The organism is Bdellovibrio sp. NC01, assembly GCF_006874625.1.
GTDB lineage: Bacteria > Bdellovibrionota > Bdellovibrionia > Bdellovibrionales > Bdellovibrionaceae > Bdellovibrio.
The window spans coordinates 1,041,115-1,056,725 of record NZ_CP030034.1 but is presented as its reverse complement, the minus strand read 5'-3'; the positions used below and the strand labels follow the sequence as shown (position 1 = coordinate 1,056,725).

Below are 15,611 nucleotides of genomic sequence, written 5' to 3'. Positions count from 1 at the left end.
TCATCATGTGTGCATGCACAAAACTACAACAGCCGCAGAACAAGAGAATGCCCGCGAAAGCGCCAAGAAATTTCTTTACAATGTTTTGACAGAGATCTTGCCGCATCCTGAAGATATCACGATTAATTACTCTATCGGCCCACAAACGACGATCTATAAAGTGACTTGTAACAAGAAGGCCTTGGGTCAGTTGATTGGGGCAAAAGGTAAAATGATCACGTGTATTCGCACGTTATTAGCTGCCAAGATGGCCCGCACCGGAGTTCGCGCGATTATTGAGATTCCGTACTCGCCATTAAAAGCGTGGGATGATTTTGATTAACCGTAAAGCTGACGCCTTCTTTATCGGGCGCCAGCTTCGGTTATTATCTCGTCCTGATTATTTAACTTCAGGTTTAATAGAGATTGCTAAGGCTTCTGTGTAAGTCGCTTCTACTTTGTCGCCAACTTTGATTTTATTTAGCACTTCCGTTTTTGGAACCTGCAACACCACAGAACGACGTGGGCCTTTCACAGTCACATGCTTTTTATCTTTATCAACCGCTGTCACTACGCCGGTTGCAGTCACTTTGTTTCTGACCAAGCCACCTGGTTTTTGCCCTGGGGCTGCTCTTTCAATGTCTGAACTTTCAGTCACAGTGATGGGTGCATCACTGCCTTTTTTAAGCTCCCAAGCAAGTGATTCGATGTAGCTTACGTGGATCGAATCCCCTTTTTTTATTTGATCGAAGTTACGAATGTCAGGACCGACATTCATTGTCAGCTCTTCACCATTTTCATCACGAACTTTGATTGTTCTTTTCTTTTTATCGACGGAAATAACTTTTGCTTCTGCTTCGACAGTTGAAGCAACTTCCATCGATTGCGGACCGGTTTGTTTGTAAGTTTCGTTTGAAGAGGTCGAACCCGCCTCTGGCGATGCTGCTGCATGCGCCGACGTACCGATCATCAAAGTTAGCAATGAAGGCAATAACACTGAATAATGGCTCATAGAACATCCTTTGTTTGGTTTATATAAAGATCTTCGATCAACTGCATATAGATGACTATGAAATCGGACTTGCTTTGCAATCATGCAAAAAGAAAAAAGCCCTGACAGTCTACAGCCAGGGCTTTTTTAAAATGTAACTTATGTTATTGACCAAGAGTTACAGCGGTAAGTTCCATCGTTGTTGTTGAAGAATCAGTTGCATCTGACATCCATTTTTTAACCATGCCAAATGGAACGTCAGCCATCCATGTTTTCATCAGTTTTGTTTCAGGTGAGCCCATGAAGCCGGCGCAAGTGTTGTATGTGCCAGTTGGAGTTGTGACCGACTCAAGACGACCACCCATTTCTACACACTTCGCAAGAATCATCGCTGCAGATTCTGGAGTCGGCAAACATTTTGTCATCATCGTTGTTGTTGTTGTCGTTGTATCAACCATCACGTCTTTTGTGACAGTCCAAGTTTTCGTAGCATCATCCCAAGCTGTCACAGTCATTGTCACCTTCATTGGTGTCGCTGTGCCATCCCAGTTGTGTTTAAAGCCTGACCACTCGGCTTTATCTCCCACTGCTGGGTAAGCAAAAGCAAGAGTTGGGGCCAATGCTAATAGACCTACGACAAGTGCGCGTGCGAACATGTGAACCTCCTAATAAATTTTTGGAAGCTCAGGTTGGCACGAACACTTTTTAAATGCTCTATGTTTTGTAGAAGTCTAATGTAGGAAATGCGGCCTAGGCCGCATTCTTATGCTCACGCTCAAAAGCGAGTATTTCAGCTTCAGGTGATTTTTGTTTTTGATCACCATACACGAACACATTTAATTCATCTGTTGCTGATTTCATGATTGTCGCTTGAGTGTTAATTTCCGAAGCTGTGCCTGCGATCTCTTCTGAAGACGCCGCATTTGTTTGCACCGATTGATCCAATTGGTTCATGGCTTTAGAAATTTGCGCGATACCTGCTGATTGTTCTTCGCTGGCAGTTGAAATCTCTTGATTCAAATCAGAAACTTTTTTAACTGACTGAACAATTGATTTAAGAACTTCGCCAGAACGATCGGCTTTTGTCGTACCACGATCAATTTTTTCAACTGATTCTTTGATCAATGTCGTGATGTCTTTCGCAGCAACCGCAGATCTTTGTGCCAGTGTGCGAACCGCTTCTGCAACTACGGCGAAACCTTTACCATGCTCACCCGCACGTGCCGCCTCGACAGAAGCATTCAGTGCCAACAAGTTTGTTTGGAACGCAATATCGTCAATCACTGTGATGATCTCTTCAATTTTCTTAGACGATTGAGAAATCTCTTCCATCGCACGCAAAAGATCCTGCATCTCTTGTTCGCCACGGACTGCTGATTCTGAAGACGCAGACGAAAGCGCTGACGCTTGTTTTGCATTTTCAGAATTCATTTTTACCATCGAACTCATTTCTTCCAGCGAAGCAACAGTCTCTTCAAGCGACGCCGCTGAAGATGATGCTGACTCTGAAAGATTTTGACCTGCTTGTGACAATTGGAAGATTGCCGAAGTCACGTGTTCGCTTGATTCATGCAAACGACTTGAAAGTTTACCAATTGATTTCGCGATATATTTTGCCATCAACATCACTGCCGCAAGCAAAATCAATGTGCCTGCAAGCGCGATCATGATTTGTGTCCAGATCATCGATTGTACGCCCGCCATAACCGCTTTTGTCGGCGTACGTAACAACAACGTCCAAGTGTCACCGCTAAAACCTAATTTCATCGGAACCGCAACGAACAACACTTCTTCTTTCAGCGTTGGATCGTAACCGACGATTTCGAAGTCTTTACCTTCAGAGATCGCCGCCTTAAATTTTGCGCTTTCAAATGGGAAGTCCGCTTGCTTCGTAATCAACTTATCATCTGGATGAGACGCATAGTTGTTTTTTGAAGTTAAAAGATAAGCTTCCGTCGACTCGTAAGGTTTGATTGAAGCTACTTGTTTTTGAATTTCTTTAAGTGGCAAGTCCACACCCGCAACACCTACGAATTTATCGTCGATGTTGATAGGTACAACTGCTGATGTCATTAACACCATTTTGCCATCAATCTGATAAAGATATGGCTCGATCAAAGTTTCTTTGTTACGCGATTTTGGTACAAGATAGTAGTCACCATCACCTTGCTTGTCGTAACCAAGAAGCGGAGTCAAAGAGGCCTTGCCGTTTTCCCAATTCAAATACGGAACAAAACGACCTGTTTGGTCAGTTCCTTTTGAGTTTGCAAATTGCGCATCTTTTCCATCCCAGGCATTAGGTTCCCACCCCGTCCAAGCACCGATCAAAAACTTATTTTGTACTAAAATTTCTTTTAGAGATTCATGGACTGGTTCACGCGAAGTAAAGCCGTGTGCTCTGAAAGATTGGAACTGGTGAGCCATCGTACGAGAGATATCGAAACCTCTTTCAACTTCAAGTCTCATCTCGTTCGCATAAGAGCGCGCTGTTGCCAAAGATTTTTCCATGGCTTCTTTCTTCGCTGTTTGCAAACTATTAACGGCAACCAACACATTCATCGCTGCAAAAACAAACAAGGCGATAAGAATAATAGGCGCTGCCAGTTTCACCTGAATTGAATAGTTCTTCTTCATTTCGTTCCACCTTCCAAGTACAGAAAACTTCTTTACCTGTGAAAACTCGGAAAAAGTTCACGAAATCTAGAGTCCAATATTAAGGCACCCTATCATTTGTACGACTATCCTGCCGTAAAGCAGACCAACGTCCATATATAAGCGGCACCTAGGCTTTTTCTTGTTGGGATAAAGTTTGGAAGAAGACTTCGACCAATGCCTTAGATTCAGAATTCTTCTTATAATAGAACATCAAATCCAATTCGTACTGAAGGTCTTTGACGTACACGCGATTCAAACGGCCCGAACGAACTTGTTTCTTAATTGAGTGCGCTGGCAAGAAGCCCCAACCTAATCCAGATTCGATCACGCGTTTCAAGGTACCAACGTTTGAAGATTCAAAAATCGCATGCGCACTACTGCCAACGATTTTTTCCGCAAGCAATTGGTTAAAGCGCGGGAATTCTTCTGTGAAGTTTACCAAGGGGAATGCGCCCAAATCTTTTGCTTGGATTTGGTTTGGCATTTTTTCGTCCTTGCTAGAACCGACCAACCACATCTCTTCTTTTAAAAGAAATTTTTGCTCGCAGTTTTCTAGCTCAGAATTGAATTCTGATTTTACGTCAGGAAGGATAATGATGTCGTAAGCTGACTTTTTGAAGGCTTTGATCAACTCTTCGCCTGTGTCGTATTCTACTTTCAACATCAAATCGGGATTATGTCTCATCAAACGGCCTACGATCGGACTCATCAGCTGCAAACCGATTGAGTTCAAAGTGCCGATGCGAAGATGTCCCTTCATTTGATTGCCGATAGACTTGATCGCGATCTCTGCTTGTTGAGTCAGATGAATAATCTTTTTCGCGTACTCGTAAAGAACTTCACCTTGCGGTGTTGCTTTAATTTGGCGTACACCACGAACTAACAATTCGACGCCTAGATCTTCCTCTAGATTGCGGATCTGCTGGCTGACTGCCGGTTGAGTCAGATAAAGTTTATCTGCGGCAGCTGTCATACTTCCTTCGGCAATGACCGTCACAAAGGTTGTTAGCTGATAAAGATTCTTCACGAGATTTTCTCCTTTGGCCTTTGATCCCCGACGGAATTGTTATTATACTTATGACATTCAACTATGAGGTTCTGCATGAAGTACAAAATGTTCGCGTCACTGGTCGTTATTCTACTCAGTTTTACAGCACATGCAAAAGTCTTTCGTAATGCCTACATCGCTTTCGAAATGCCAGAGTCTTGGAAGTGCAACCTTGAACAAACTGAATGGGTTTGCCGAAGCGAACAAACTAAAGAATCTAAAGAAGCGATCATTATCCTAACTGCTAAGGAAGTGGGTCCTACCGACACTTTCCCTCTGTATGAAGCGCATTTGAACTCACCGATCACGATCTCTTCAAAAGGCATCACGCAAGAATCTAAGATCGTTTACAAAGCGAAAACAGTACAAATCAATGACCAAAACTGGATTGATTCTTTGCACATGGGTTCTGAAGTTCCAAACTACTTCACTCGCTACCTAGCAACGATCAAAGATAAGATCGCGATCCTTGTGACATTCAGCGCTCACAAACAGTTTTATACAAAATACAGCCAGGATTTCTTTAAAGCAGTGATGAGTTTGCGTGTTATCGCAACGAAAAACCTTTCAGCAAAACCAGACCTTGGTCCAATTCGCCCAGGCTCTGAAACGCTGGGTGCCCCGATTGGTTCAGCGATGCCAGCAGATATGTACCAAGCTGAAGACGGCCAAAAGAGTGGCAACAAGAACTTGCTTCTTGCCGGAGCTTTGTTACTTGCAGCACTTGGGGTGTTTATCTTCTTAAGAGCTAAACGTAAGAAGAAGAAATAAGATCTTAAAAAGTTGAATAGATAGAAATGAAAAAGCCGGGGGAACCCGGCTTTTTTTTATTATTAGGATTCCCGCTTTCGCGGGAGTTGCTCCAGCCTTCGCGACTGCCGTCGCTACGGCACTGCGGCCGTCCGGCCCTACATCTTAATGACTTCGGGGTTGTATTTTTGGAACTGTGGAATGATCGATTCGTTTCCGTAGATGATCACTTTGAACTTCGTCGGATCGATATGTCTGCGAATTGCTTCATTCACTTTCTTCGTTGAAAGATTATCAACGTTCTTGTTGTAGTCTGTCAGGTAATCGAAAGAGATTCCGTAGAAATCAAGAACCAACAAGTTATAAGCCAAGCGATCCGCAGTTTCGATAGCGCGTGGGAATTGCCCTACCAATTGGCTTTTCCCGGCGTTGATTTCGCGATCGTCAGCACCTTTTGCCAAATAATCACCGACGACTTTTAATGTTTCTTCGAATGTTTTACCTGCTGTTTCGTTCTTAGTGAACGTCGAAATATCGAAGCTGCCCTTGTCTTTACGTGCATCGAAGCCCGAGTAAATAGAATAAGTCAGCCCCAAGTCGTCACGAACGTGTTGATTCAAACGACTGGCGAAACCGCCACCCAAGATTTCGTTGCCCAAACGCAAAGATAAGAAATCTGCATCTGGACGAGCAATGCCCACTTGAGCCAGGCGAATTTGCGTTTGTTGCAAACCCTTCTTCGTGATCACGCGCACTTGCAATTTATCAATTGCAGGAGCTTCCGCTACTGTCGTCGCCGGAATTGTACGTTTCGTCCATTTACCAAAGATCTCTTGCACTTTCTTTTCAAAATCATCGCCGTATTGACCAACAACTGCCAACGTTGCGTTGTTTGGACGATAGAACGTCAAATAGTGCTTAATGATGTCTTGTTTGGTGATTGATTTGACTGCTTCTGGAGTCCCGTTGGTATCACGCGCATAAGGATGCTCGCCGTACAAGAATTCGTCCATTTTGTCGTCTGTGAATGACGAAGGATTGTCGATCTTCTTTTTAAGACCTGCCAACACTTGCGAACGCATACGTGCAATTTCGCCATCTTTAAATGCCGGATTCATCGCAACGTCAGCAACCAGGTTTAACAAAGTCTCTGACGACGAAGTCAAAGAGTCTGAATAAATAGTCGTCACATCCGCACCCGGAGAGATATCCAAGTTCGAACCCATTTGTCCAAAATCATCAGCAATCGTGCTGGCGTCTTTAGATTGAGTGCCTTGTTCTAAAAGATAAGCCGTCAAAGCATTCAAACCTGCTTGAGAAGCCGGTTCTTGCATTGTACCGGTTTTAACCAACAACGTCAGACTGACACGCGGCAAAGTGTTGTCGCGAACGAAAATAACTTTAAGACCGTTATCCAAAGTCGTTTCTTTGAACGGTTGCAACTTAAATGAACCGCTCGCTTTACTAACGTAACCGTTTTCAAGCTTCTGAGTTTTATTGCCAGAAGTTGAACACGCTGTCACACCTGACAAAATAAATGGAAGGGAAAGTGCTACAACAATCTTCTTCATACTCTACTCTTCCTTTTTGCTTTCTGGTTTCGCTTCTTGTTTTGCTTCAGGCGTGGCCGCTGATTGCGCCTCTTGAGTCGGAGCATTTTTCGGTTGCAAAACGATCACTGAACGTTGTGTCTGATTCGTGTATTTATCAGCGACTTTTTTGATATCGTCAGCTGTCACTGCTTCGTATTTATCAAGATCCGTGAACAGAGTTTCATAAGTGCCCGTCACGATTTCATTCACCGCCAAGGCACGCGCTTTGCCATCCATCGTTTTTAAGCTATCCACCAAGTCTTTCATCACTTGAGTTTTCGCTTTCGCTAACTCTTTTTCAGTCACTTTCTGATTACGAAGTTTCCACAGCTCGTTGTAAGTGATGTCCAAAGATTCTTGGATACCAAAGCCTGGCTTCAAGTTTACGCCCACCGCAAACACACCTGCTTCACGCATGGCATAGTTGAATGAATAAGCTGATGTTGCGATTTGTTTTTGGTACACAAGGCGTTTATAAAGACGGCTTGAAGTTCCGTTACCCAAGATATTTGCCGCAAGGTCCAGTGGATACATATCCGCTTCACCTTGTTTCGGGCTTTGGAAAGCAACTACGAAAGAGCTGTTTTGCACGTCTTTGCGTAAAGTCGCATTTTCTTGAACTTCTTGTTTCGGTTCTTTTGGATAATTTCTGCGTGGCAAAGGACGATACGCCAAACCACCATAATATTTTTCAATCAGGCTTTTCGCCGTTGAAGTTTTGAAGTCCCCTACCAGAACTAGAACCGCATTATTCGGCACATAGTAAGTGCTATAGAAAAAACGCAATTTTTCTACGTCATAATTTGCGATATCTTTCATGTAACCGATCACTGGCCAGTGATAAGGGTTGTATTTAAAGACCGTGCTCATCATTAGCTCGCGCACCAAACCCATTGGGTTGTTGTCAACGCGCCAGCGGCGTTCTTCTTTTACAACTTCTTTTTCACTCTTAAGATCTGCTGGATTCAAGGAAAGTGAACTCATTCTGTCCACTTCCATATCCATCACAAGTTCAAGCTTGGAGCTTGGCAAGTTTTCGAAAAAGCCTGTGTAGTCATTTGTCGTGAAAGCATTGTTGGTGATGCCGTTTTCATGAAAAATACGATCAAAAGATTTACCGTCGTATTTTTTTGCTCCCTTAAACATCATGTGTTCAAGCATGTGCGCTGCACCCGTCACACCCGGAGATTCATCGCGTGAACCCACGCGGTACCACGTGTGATAACTCACCATCGGCACGGAATGATCTTCCAAAAGAATAACCGTCAAACCGTTTTCCAAAGTGAAGCGTGTCACTGGAAGGGAAATCTTCATGTCACCGGCTTGTGACCATCCTTTGATGGCACCGATGACGTCAGGTTTTGAGGGTTGATTAGGAGCGGTATTTGGAGTTGGTTCGACTGCGTATGCAGAAAGCGAAAAACTCAAGCCGACTAGCAATGTTGAAAAACGTCTCATGGCTGCTACTTTCCGTTGAAGGTCCGTCCCTAAGTTTGGAACCGGCCTTCAGCGAAGACAACCATTTGGAGATTTTTAAGACTTATGGGCGGCAGCCCTGTTACCCAGCATATAGTCTAGACTTATTGAACAACAAAGTCAGAGAAGTAAACGTCCTTCACTACACCTTTGTGCAAGATGCTGTTTACTTCCATTGCGATCTTATCTTTTAGGAATAATTTGCCTTGAATGCTTTCAAGATTACCGAACGCCTCATCATTAAGAATGCGGACGATCTTGTCGCGCGCTTTCGCACGATTTTCAGGTTCCATGACTTCTTCGAAGCCGTCTTTACCCAACATTTGTAGGTTCACTTCCAGACGGATCGTACGTTTCGGTTCGCCACCCAAATTAACCGTGAACTTATCCATTGTATAGATCAGGGGACCCGCATCCGCAGCAGAAGGAGTCGAGGCGATTTCACGCTCCACTTGTTCCTCTGTAATCTTCGGGCTTTCCCAACCCATTGTCGACGCATAAACCATGTAGATACCGACACCCATGACCGCCAAGTTAACTACGGCGAACACGATCTGGAAGATCATGCCTGAGTTTTTCGGTTTTTCTGGCGCTTGTGCTTGTGCTTCTGACATCTCGTGAACCTCTTAGCTAAGTAAGGTATCGGTGAATCAGTCCTTGGTCTTAACGCTCATATCTTCATTTTTTCTAGAGAATTCATGCCACCCACGAATTCCTCAGAAAGTGTCTAAGCAATAGACATATCAGCTCTGGGGCTTGACAAAATTACCGAGTCTTCCGACATAATATACATATGAGAATTTTCCTCTCTGGATGCATAATTTTACTATCTTGCTTACCTGCGGTTGCGGGCCCTGCGAATTCGCCAGCGTCTCAAGCTGATGCGAAGGCTGCAGAGCTACTTCCCGCTCCTCTTCTACAAATTTCAGAGACGGAAGCATTTTCGAAATACGTTCTTCTTGTAGATAAAGAACAACGCAAACTTTCAGTGTTTGAGCGTAACGGCGAAAAGATTGAAAAGGTTGTCGAATATCCAGCTGATATCGGGAAAAAGAACGGCAACAAAACGAAACGTGATGATGCGCGTACTCCAGAAGGTATCTATTTCTTAGAAAAACGTCTTTCTCAGCCAGAAATTCCATTCAGTCTTTATGGTGGCTTGGCTTTCACAACAAACTATCCAAATCTTTTTGACCGTCGTTTAAATAAAACGGGTTCTGGCATCTGGCTTCATGCGATCCCAGATAGCGTGGCCCTGACTCGCGGTTCAAAAGGTTGCGTTGTTGTTCGTAATGACGTGATCAAAAAATTGGCTGACTATATTAAACTTCGCGAAACGCCTATCTTAATCTTCGACCACGTTAATTACGTGTCTAAAGAAGATCATGAAAAGCGCAGAGTCGAATTGAATACCTTCATCGAAGGCTGGCGCCAAGCTTGGGAAAACCAAGACATTGAAAAATACATCAGCTATTACGATGCAGACTTCAAAGCTCCTGGCTTCAACTTGAAAACGTGGAAAAACCACAAAGCCAATTTGAAAGCAAAATATCAATTTATCAAAGTTCACCTTTCACAACCTTACATTGTTCAACACAACGATCAGTTGCTTGTTAAAACTTTGCAGCGTTATGAATCAGATCAACACGTCGATTATGGTGTGAAAACGATCTATGCTTTGAAATCTGGCGATACTTACAAGATCATTCGTGAAGAGTGGAGCCCATTCAACGAGAAAGAAGTTTCAGCAGCTATCGCCCGTGGCGAAAGTGTTCTTGCTGGTCAGGCTTCTCAACAACAAACTCAATAAGCGAACATGACAGCTCAGCTTCTTTTAAGCGGCTTCATTGCTTTAATAACGTCTGCGCAAGCAGACGTTTCTGTTTCAACTCCAAGAGCACCGACGGTCAGTCCATCAGCTTCTATCAATGAAGCGAAGGTTTTGACTGGCAACGGTTTGTTCACCAAAGGTATTGAAGGTCCCGCCGTTGATGCCGACGGCAATCTTTATGTTGTGAACTTCGCAAAATCGGGAACCATCGGCGTCGTGAAAGCTGGCTCTAACAAACCAGAACTTTTCACAACTCTCCCCGACGGCGGCGTCAGTAATTCCATTCGCTTCAATGCGAAGAAAGAAATGCTGGTTGCTGATCGCATCAAGCATCAACTGCTGAAGATCGATTTGCAAAGTAAAGCAATTGTGGTTGTTGCCACTAACAAAGATTTCAACCAGCCCAACGATTTCACCGTAAGTCGCAGTGGCGACATTTACTTTAGCGATCCGTCTTGGAGTTCTAAAAAGAAAGGAAACATCTGGTTGCTTACTACTGATGGTAAATTCTCGATCGTCGGCCAAGACCTAAAAGCCGTGAATGGCATCGAGCTAAGTCCCGATGAAAGTAAATTATATTTTACTGAATCCATCAGTGGTGCTTTATATTCGTTTGATCTAAAAGATCACAAGCTTACGAACAAAAAATTAGTCTATCAGTTTAAAAAAGACACCGTCGATGGAATCAAAGTCGATATGAGTGGCGCGATCTATGCGGTGCGAATTGGGGAAGGCAAAGTTGATCGCATTTCGCCAGATGGAAAACTACTTTCTACGATTCAGCTTCACGGGAAAGAGCCAACGAATCTAACTTTCGGTGGCAAAGACGGCAAGACCCTATTCATCACGATCCGAGATCACGGCAATATCGAAGCCTTCCAGACGAATGAAGCCGGTCGCGATTGGAATCTGTTGCACCAATCGCAAGCCAAGTAATTTGATTTATTTTTAACGGCAGTCTAACAAGGGTTTGAAAAATTCTGGTTTGTGGAAGTTAGGTTTTGCTTGTTTCGGCAAAGACAAACTCCAGAAACTTCTGTTCGGAGACTTACCCAAGATCGCGTAAGCATTGCCACGAATCATGGAAGCATCGCCATTCCAACCGATTGCAGCCAGCGGAATAATCATGCGCGCTGTCCACCCGCCTTCATGTCTTACGACTTCATGTTGAAAACCGGTTTTAATGCCTTCGACAAAGGCCTTTTTCAAAGAGTCCACACGAACTTCAAAGGTATTATTGTAAGGACTTAACTCAAATTCAAAGTAAGGCAATGGTTCTGCATTGCCAGCCACAGAAATAAACAATTCTACGACGTCACCTTGATAAGGATACTCTTTAGGTCCCAATACAGGTTTCGCGTTGATACTTTCACTGCGCACAGAAAATTGTGCGATTAAATTGCCGTTATCCAATTGAAATTGCACATCGACCGGCTGAACCAATTGCGATTCAGCGGGATACGCCAAGGTCAATGCTTGTTGCGCCTGAACCTTGTCACAAGCTAGAGCAGAAACTTCCGCCTGCGCCAAAGATGCTGACAATAAAATTCCTGAAAGAAGATACGCGAATTTCATCTTATGATCCCTTCTTCAATGGAATGCTTTGCGGATGATTAAAGAAATTCGTTGGATCATGTTGAGTTTTAATTTCACTCAAACGCTCAAGGTTCGTGCCCCAATACGCGCGAGCATAGTCTTTAATATCAAGATCGCAGTAATTAAAATATGCCGCACCCGACATGTAAGGTCTCATCGCATCGTGGAAAGTCTTCATCATTTCCAACTTTGCTTTCGAATCAGATTCTTTATACCACTGTGTATAGTACTGCAAAGAGCTGACAGTTTTTTCACGATGAGCAAAGGCCGTGTCTTTATCTTGTTTGTCGCGAATCGTTCCACCGTAAGAGTCGAAGATCACGTCGATGCCTGACGGGATTTTCTGTAACATCGCTGCGATACCTTCGTCACTCATCACCTCTTTGATGTAGTCCGATTTACCTTTCATAAAAATATATTCAGGATCGAAGCTGCCACCGAAGTGACGAACTGAACCCATGAAATCAAGATCTTTAATATTCAAAGAATCCGGCTGAGCAATCGACGACAAGCGCGCCAGTTCACTGCGCAGAATATTTTCAGTTCCAACTGTTTGGCCAATCGCACGAACGCCAATCACTCCGTCTTTGCCTTTGCTAATTTTCATCAACGACGTGATTTCACGTGGAGATTCCGGAGCCCACTGTTGCCATGCCTTCATCAACTCTGCCGCAACTTTCGCAGTCGTTTTCCAACTCATGCCGTAAGTATAGACATGTGAAACTTGATGAGTTTTAAATTGAAGTTTTGTGACCAAGCCCAACTGACCAGCACCGCCGCCACGCAAAGCCCAGAATAAATCGGCATTTTCGTTTTCACTTACCGTCAGAATTTTTCCGTCAGCATTGACCATTTCAACTGCTAACAAACTATCACACGCTAATCCCAAAGGACGAGCCAGCAGTCCATAACCGCCACCCATCGTGTGACCTGTGATTCCCACTGTTGGACATGAGCCCGCAGGAACCGCGCGACCGTCTTTCGCTAACTCTGTATAGACGTTGCCTAGCAAGGCACCCGCACCGGAAACAAAAGTATTTTTATCTGCAGAGATTTGGAATTGATTCATCAAACGTGTGTCAATCACAAGACCCGTGCCTTGCGAAAGGCCTTCGAATGAATGCCCACCACTACGCATCGCCAGTGGTACTTTATTCGTGCGTGCCCACTGCACAGCGATCGCTACGGCCTGCGGAGTTTTACACAACACGCGGATCATGGGTGTTTTTAAAGTGCGAAGATTAAACGCCTTCTGATAGCCCGCAAACGCTGAATCCGTTGGGACTAAGATCGTTGCTTGATCCGGAGCCAGGGCATTTTTTAAGTCTCGAATTGAGACACTTTCCCCATGGGCAGTTTCCACGAACACCGATTCCAAAAGGCTCGATGCCAAGAAAGTTTGCGTAACGATAGCTCCACCAAATTTTAGAAATTCACGTCTTTTCATGCCGGACTAAAGAAGCAAGAAATGCGACGGCTCTTTTAAGTTGTAAGGCTTTTAAAAATGAACTCAGGGCCAGAAGCGAAAAAGCGACACCAGCTGCTAAGTCGTTTGACAGGTTGCTATGGTCCCGCAACTAGTTATTTTTGAAATCGTAATGAAACTGCGACCTCTGTCCCTTGACAGCAAATATATTGGGCATATGTTTATAGAAAGGAGGTTGAGCTATGTCTTTTAAAGAAATCTACAACCGCATCCTGTTGGGCTTATCAACCACGGCACTTGTTGTTGTGATTTCAGGCGCCACTTCAAACATCATTCCTTTTTCGAAAATGATGACTTCCGACGCGCCACCTACTCGCAGCCTACAAAGTTTGTCTTTGAATCTGAAAGCCTTGGCTCCGCAGTGCAAAGTGAAAGTCTTAAATAAAACTTTCGAACTTCCACGCTGCCAAGACGTCTCTTCACAGAATCAAAACAGACTTCATTAATCGCCTCGCAGGCACTGTCGGCTGATGCCGGAAATAAAAAAGCCCACTCTTCGTGGGCTTTTCAATTCTAAACTTAATTTAAAATTCAGATCTTAGTGAGATTCGTCAGCAGAAGAAGAGTTTTTACCGTCGATAGTAAAAGTCTCTACGTTGCTTGCAAGATCTGGAAGTTGTTCAAGGTGCTTTTGCAAGTCATCCTTTTTCAAGTCACCTACGTTAAGGTTTCTTTCAGTCAATCTTACGTCCCATTTCAGGTTTTTGTTTGCATCAGCCAAAGACATCGTAGGTTCCTTTCGATTCAAGCCAACCCCTGGATTCCCGGGGTAAGGACTCGTTTATAACAAAAAAAAGGGACTGCTGTCCAGTCCCTCTGTCGTCCTTAAACCTGCTTAATTCCAATATTTCGGAGGTTTGTCGCTCTTTTTCTCGTTATCGACCACCAGGCGGAGGTTACGGCCCTTGTTTTTAGCCTTTTTCTTGAAATCTTGGCGGGTAAACCAGGCTTTAACCTGCAAAGTCACGAAACCGGCGACCAAACCGCCAACGTGGGCTAAATAAGCCACTTCGCCGCCGCTGACCCCAGAAGTCATCATCGAAGCCAATTGGACCAAGCCCATCAAGGCCACGAAGTATTTTGTCTTCATCGGGAACAGCATAAAGAAGTAAACGATGCGCTCACCAAAGATAATACCTTGAGCAAGCAGCAAACCAAACACCGCACCCGAAGCACCGATCACCGGCACAATCAAACCCGTTTGCGAGCCCGTGCCCAATGCCCATGCCCACACACCGATACAATACAAAATCGCTGCACCAATGCCGCACGAGAAATAATAAATCAGGAAGAACTTCGTACCCCAGCGCTGCTCAAGCTCGGCACCGAAGAACCACAACATCAACATATTGAAAAGGATGTGTGTCACCGACATCGAATGCAGGAACATGTAAGTGAAGATTTGCCAGATTTGGAAATCGAAAATTACTTTTCCTGGGTAAAGAGCAAACAAAGATGTGAACGGCACGTGCATGAAACCTTCCATCAAAACTTGGAAGATAAACCACACGGCAACGTTGATGATGATCAGCCATTTCACCGCTTTAGTGAAAGGTGCTGTTTGGAAAGCGACGCTTCTATTCATATCTTTTTAAAATACCCCAAAACTCTGTCGTAGGTCTGCTCCAGACTTTCAACCAAGACCTTTGTCTCAGCGATCAGAGGGAAGAAATTTAGGTCCCCTGCCCAACGCGGGATCACGTGATAGTGCAGATGTTCTGGAATACCAGCACCAGCCACTGCTCCATGATTCAATCCGACATTAATGCCACCAGGTTCATAGATTTCCATCAAGGCTTTCATCACCAGGCGCACAGTGTTTTGCAAATCCGCATACTCTTCATCTTTAAGATGTAGAACGTCACCGCAATGGCGCTTTGGTAAAACCAAAAGATGTCCGCTGTTATATGGAAACTTATTTAGCACCACCATCGAATGCTTCGTTTGATACGCACACAACGTATCAACCGACACTTCTTTAGCAGCGTTACAGAACACGCAACCTTCAGGTTTGATCAGCTTGCGCACGTACTTCATGCGATCAGGACGGATCAAGACGTCTCTTTCCATCGGCCACACTTGTTGACCAATTTTAAGAAGAGCTTCCGGATGAGTTAGCGCTGATTTTTTTGCAGAGGATTTTTTTGATTTCGAAGAGGAAGCCTTTTTCGGCTTCGCCTTCTTTGCAGGTTTTTTTGTAGCCATGA

The 15,611-nt window shown here is 44.2% G+C and carries 17 protein-coding genes; 5 read left to right on the top strand and 12 right to left on the bottom strand.

Annotated elements, in window-relative coordinates; translation table 11 throughout:
• The first annotated feature begins 13 nt into the window (after positions 1-13).
• Positions 14-322 carry a KH domain-containing protein gene (locus DOE51_RS05125; protein WP_168196391.1) on the top strand — a complete coding sequence of 103 codons (309 nt, stop codon included), beginning with the start codon at positions 14-16 and terminating at the stop codon, positions 320-322.
• A 57-nt stretch (positions 323-379) separates the two neighbouring features.
• Here the strand turns inward: DOE51_RS05125 and DOE51_RS05120 are convergent, their stop codons facing one another.
• The 4 genes from DOE51_RS05120 to DOE51_RS05105 form a co-directional block, all read right to left on the bottom strand.
• Positions 380-991, bottom strand: a complete 612-nt coding sequence (locus DOE51_RS05120; RefSeq protein ID WP_142695492.1) for a hypothetical protein — start codon at positions 989-991, stop codon at positions 380-382.
• Positions 992-1,134: 143 nt separating this feature from the next.
• A complete protein-coding gene (locus DOE51_RS05115) occupies positions 1,135-1,626 on the bottom strand; it encodes a hypothetical protein (protein WP_142695491.1) in 492 nt (163 codons plus the stop codon).
• Positions 1,627-1,720: 94 nt separating this feature from the next.
• On the bottom strand, positions 1,721-3,604 hold the full coding sequence (locus DOE51_RS05110; RefSeq protein ID WP_142695490.1) for a methyl-accepting chemotaxis protein: 1,884 nt from the start codon (positions 3,602-3,604) through the stop codon (positions 1,721-1,723).
• Between the two features lie 148 nt (positions 3,605-3,752).
• Positions 3,753-4,652, bottom strand: a complete 900-nt coding sequence (locus tag DOE51_RS05105) for a LysR family transcriptional regulator (protein ID WP_142695489.1) — start codon at positions 4,650-4,652, stop codon at positions 3,753-3,755.
• Between the two features lie 75 nt (positions 4,653-4,727).
• On the opposite strand from DOE51_RS05105, the gene DOE51_RS05100 reads away from it, so the two are divergent.
• Positions 4,728-5,444, top strand: coding sequence for a hypothetical protein (locus DOE51_RS05100; RefSeq protein ID WP_142695488.1), 717 nt, complete (start codon positions 4,728-4,730; stop codon positions 5,442-5,444).
• Positions 5,445-5,581: 137 nt separating this feature from the next.
• Here DOE51_RS05100 and DOE51_RS05095 read toward each other — a convergent pair whose 3' ends face one another.
• The 3 genes from DOE51_RS05095 to fliL form a co-directional block, all read right to left on the bottom strand.
• The gene (locus DOE51_RS05095; protein ID WP_142695487.1) at positions 5,582-6,994 is read right to left on the bottom strand and encodes a pitrilysin family protein; all 1,413 of its coding nucleotides are present in this window, start codon (positions 6,992-6,994) and stop codon (positions 5,582-5,584) included.
• A gap of 3 nt (positions 6,995-6,997) precedes the next feature.
• Positions 6,998-8,473, bottom strand: a complete 1,476-nt coding sequence (locus DOE51_RS05090; RefSeq protein WP_142695486.1) for a pitrilysin family protein — start codon at positions 8,471-8,473, stop codon at positions 6,998-7,000.
• 122 nt (positions 8,474-8,595) lie between these two features.
• Complete coding sequence (fliL, locus tag DOE51_RS05085) at positions 8,596-9,105, bottom strand: flagellar basal body-associated protein FliL (protein ID WP_142695485.1); 510 nt, start codon at positions 9,103-9,105, stop codon at positions 8,596-8,598.
• A gap of 179 nt (positions 9,106-9,284) precedes the next feature.
• Here fliL and DOE51_RS05080 point away from each other — a divergent pair, with 179 nt between their 5' ends.
• Both DOE51_RS05080 and DOE51_RS05075 read left to right on the top strand, forming a co-directional pair.
• Complete coding sequence (locus DOE51_RS05080) at positions 9,285-10,301, top strand: murein L,D-transpeptidase family protein (RefSeq protein WP_142695484.1); 1,017 nt, start codon at positions 9,285-9,287, stop codon at positions 10,299-10,301.
• A 6-nt stretch (positions 10,302-10,307) separates the two neighbouring features.
• Positions 10,308-11,258: an SMP-30/gluconolactonase/LRE family protein gene (locus tag DOE51_RS05075; protein WP_142695483.1), complete on the top strand. Its 951-nt coding sequence runs from the start codon at positions 10,308-10,310 to the stop codon at positions 11,256-11,258.
• Positions 11,259-11,270: 12 nt separating this feature from the next.
• Here the strand turns inward: DOE51_RS05075 and DOE51_RS05070 are convergent, their stop codons facing one another.
• Both DOE51_RS05070 and DOE51_RS05065 read right to left on the bottom strand, forming a co-directional pair.
• Complete coding sequence (locus DOE51_RS05070; protein WP_142695482.1) at positions 11,271-11,897, bottom strand: carbohydrate-binding family 9-like protein; 627 nt, start codon at positions 11,895-11,897, stop codon at positions 11,271-11,273.
• 1 nt (position 11,898) lies between these two features.
• Complete coding sequence (locus tag DOE51_RS05065; RefSeq protein WP_142695481.1) at positions 11,899-13,365, bottom strand: FAD-binding oxidoreductase; 1,467 nt, start codon at positions 13,363-13,365, stop codon at positions 11,899-11,901.
• A gap of 221 nt (positions 13,366-13,586) precedes the next feature.
• Here DOE51_RS05065 and DOE51_RS05060 point away from each other — a divergent pair, with 221 nt between their 5' ends.
• Positions 13,587-13,850, top strand: coding sequence for a hypothetical protein (locus DOE51_RS05060; RefSeq protein ID WP_142695480.1), 264 nt, complete (start codon positions 13,587-13,589; stop codon positions 13,848-13,850).
• Between the two features lie 92 nt (positions 13,851-13,942).
• Here DOE51_RS05060 and DOE51_RS05055 read toward each other — a convergent pair whose 3' ends face one another.
• The 3 genes from DOE51_RS05055 to DOE51_RS05045 form a co-directional block, all read right to left on the bottom strand.
• Positions 13,943-14,152, bottom strand: a complete 210-nt coding sequence (locus tag DOE51_RS05055; protein ID WP_246845381.1) for a hypothetical protein — start codon at positions 14,150-14,152, stop codon at positions 13,943-13,945.
• A gap of 87 nt (positions 14,153-14,239) precedes the next feature.
• Positions 14,240-14,989, bottom strand: coding sequence for a rhomboid family intramembrane serine protease (locus DOE51_RS05050; protein WP_142695479.1), 750 nt, complete (start codon positions 14,987-14,989; stop codon positions 14,240-14,242).
• A complete protein-coding gene (locus tag DOE51_RS05045; protein WP_142695478.1) occupies positions 14,986-15,609 on the bottom strand; it encodes an HIT domain-containing protein in 624 nt (207 codons plus the stop codon). The genes DOE51_RS05050 and DOE51_RS05045 overlap by 4 nt, the downstream gene beginning before the upstream one ends.
• Between the last annotated feature and the right edge of the window lie 2 nt (positions 15,610-15,611).

Coding starts and splice junctions, on each gene's coding strand:
- DOE51_RS05125 (WP_168196391.1), top strand. CDS start 14: ATGCACAAAACTACAACAGCCGCAGAACAAGAGAATGCCCGCGAAAGC.
- DOE51_RS05120 (WP_142695492.1), bottom strand. CDS start 991: ATGAGCCATTATTCAGTGTTATTGCCTTCATTGCTAACTTTGATGATC.
- DOE51_RS05115 (WP_142695491.1), bottom strand. CDS start 1,626: ATGTTCGCACGCGCACTTGTCGTAGGTCTATTAGCATTGGCCCCAACT.
- DOE51_RS05110 (WP_142695490.1), bottom strand. CDS start 3,604: ATGAAGAAGAACTATTCAATTCAGGTGAAACTGGCAGCGCCTATTATT.
- DOE51_RS05100 (WP_142695488.1), top strand. CDS start 4,728: ATGAAGTACAAAATGTTCGCGTCACTGGTCGTTATTCTACTCAGTTTT.
- DOE51_RS05095 (WP_142695487.1), bottom strand. CDS start 6,994: ATGAAGAAGATTGTTGTAGCACTTTCCCTTCCATTTATTTTGTCAGGT.
- DOE51_RS05090 (WP_142695486.1), bottom strand. CDS start 8,473: ATGAGACGTTTTTCAACATTGCTAGTCGGCTTGAGTTTTTCGCTTTCT.
- fliL (WP_142695485.1), bottom strand. CDS start 9,105: ATGTCAGAAGCACAAGCACAAGCGCCAGAAAAACCGAAAAACTCAGGC.
- DOE51_RS05080 (WP_142695484.1), top strand. CDS start 9,285: ATGAGAATTTTCCTCTCTGGATGCATAATTTTACTATCTTGCTTACCT.
- DOE51_RS05075 (WP_142695483.1), top strand. CDS start 10,308: ATGACAGCTCAGCTTCTTTTAAGCGGCTTCATTGCTTTAATAACGTCT.
- DOE51_RS05070 (WP_142695482.1), bottom strand. CDS start 11,897: ATGAAATTCGCGTATCTTCTTTCAGGAATTTTATTGTCAGCATCTTTG.
- DOE51_RS05065 (WP_142695481.1), bottom strand. CDS start 13,365: ATGAAAAGACGTGAATTTCTAAAATTTGGTGGAGCTATCGTTACGCAA.
- DOE51_RS05060 (WP_142695480.1), top strand. CDS start 13,587: ATGTCTTTTAAAGAAATCTACAACCGCATCCTGTTGGGCTTATCAACC.
- DOE51_RS05050 (WP_142695479.1), bottom strand. CDS start 14,989: ATGAATAGAAGCGTCGCTTTCCAAACAGCACCTTTCACTAAAGCGGTG.
- DOE51_RS05045 (WP_142695478.1), bottom strand. CDS start 15,609: ATGGCTACAAAAAAACCTGCAAAGAAGGCGAAGCCGAAAAAGGCTTCC.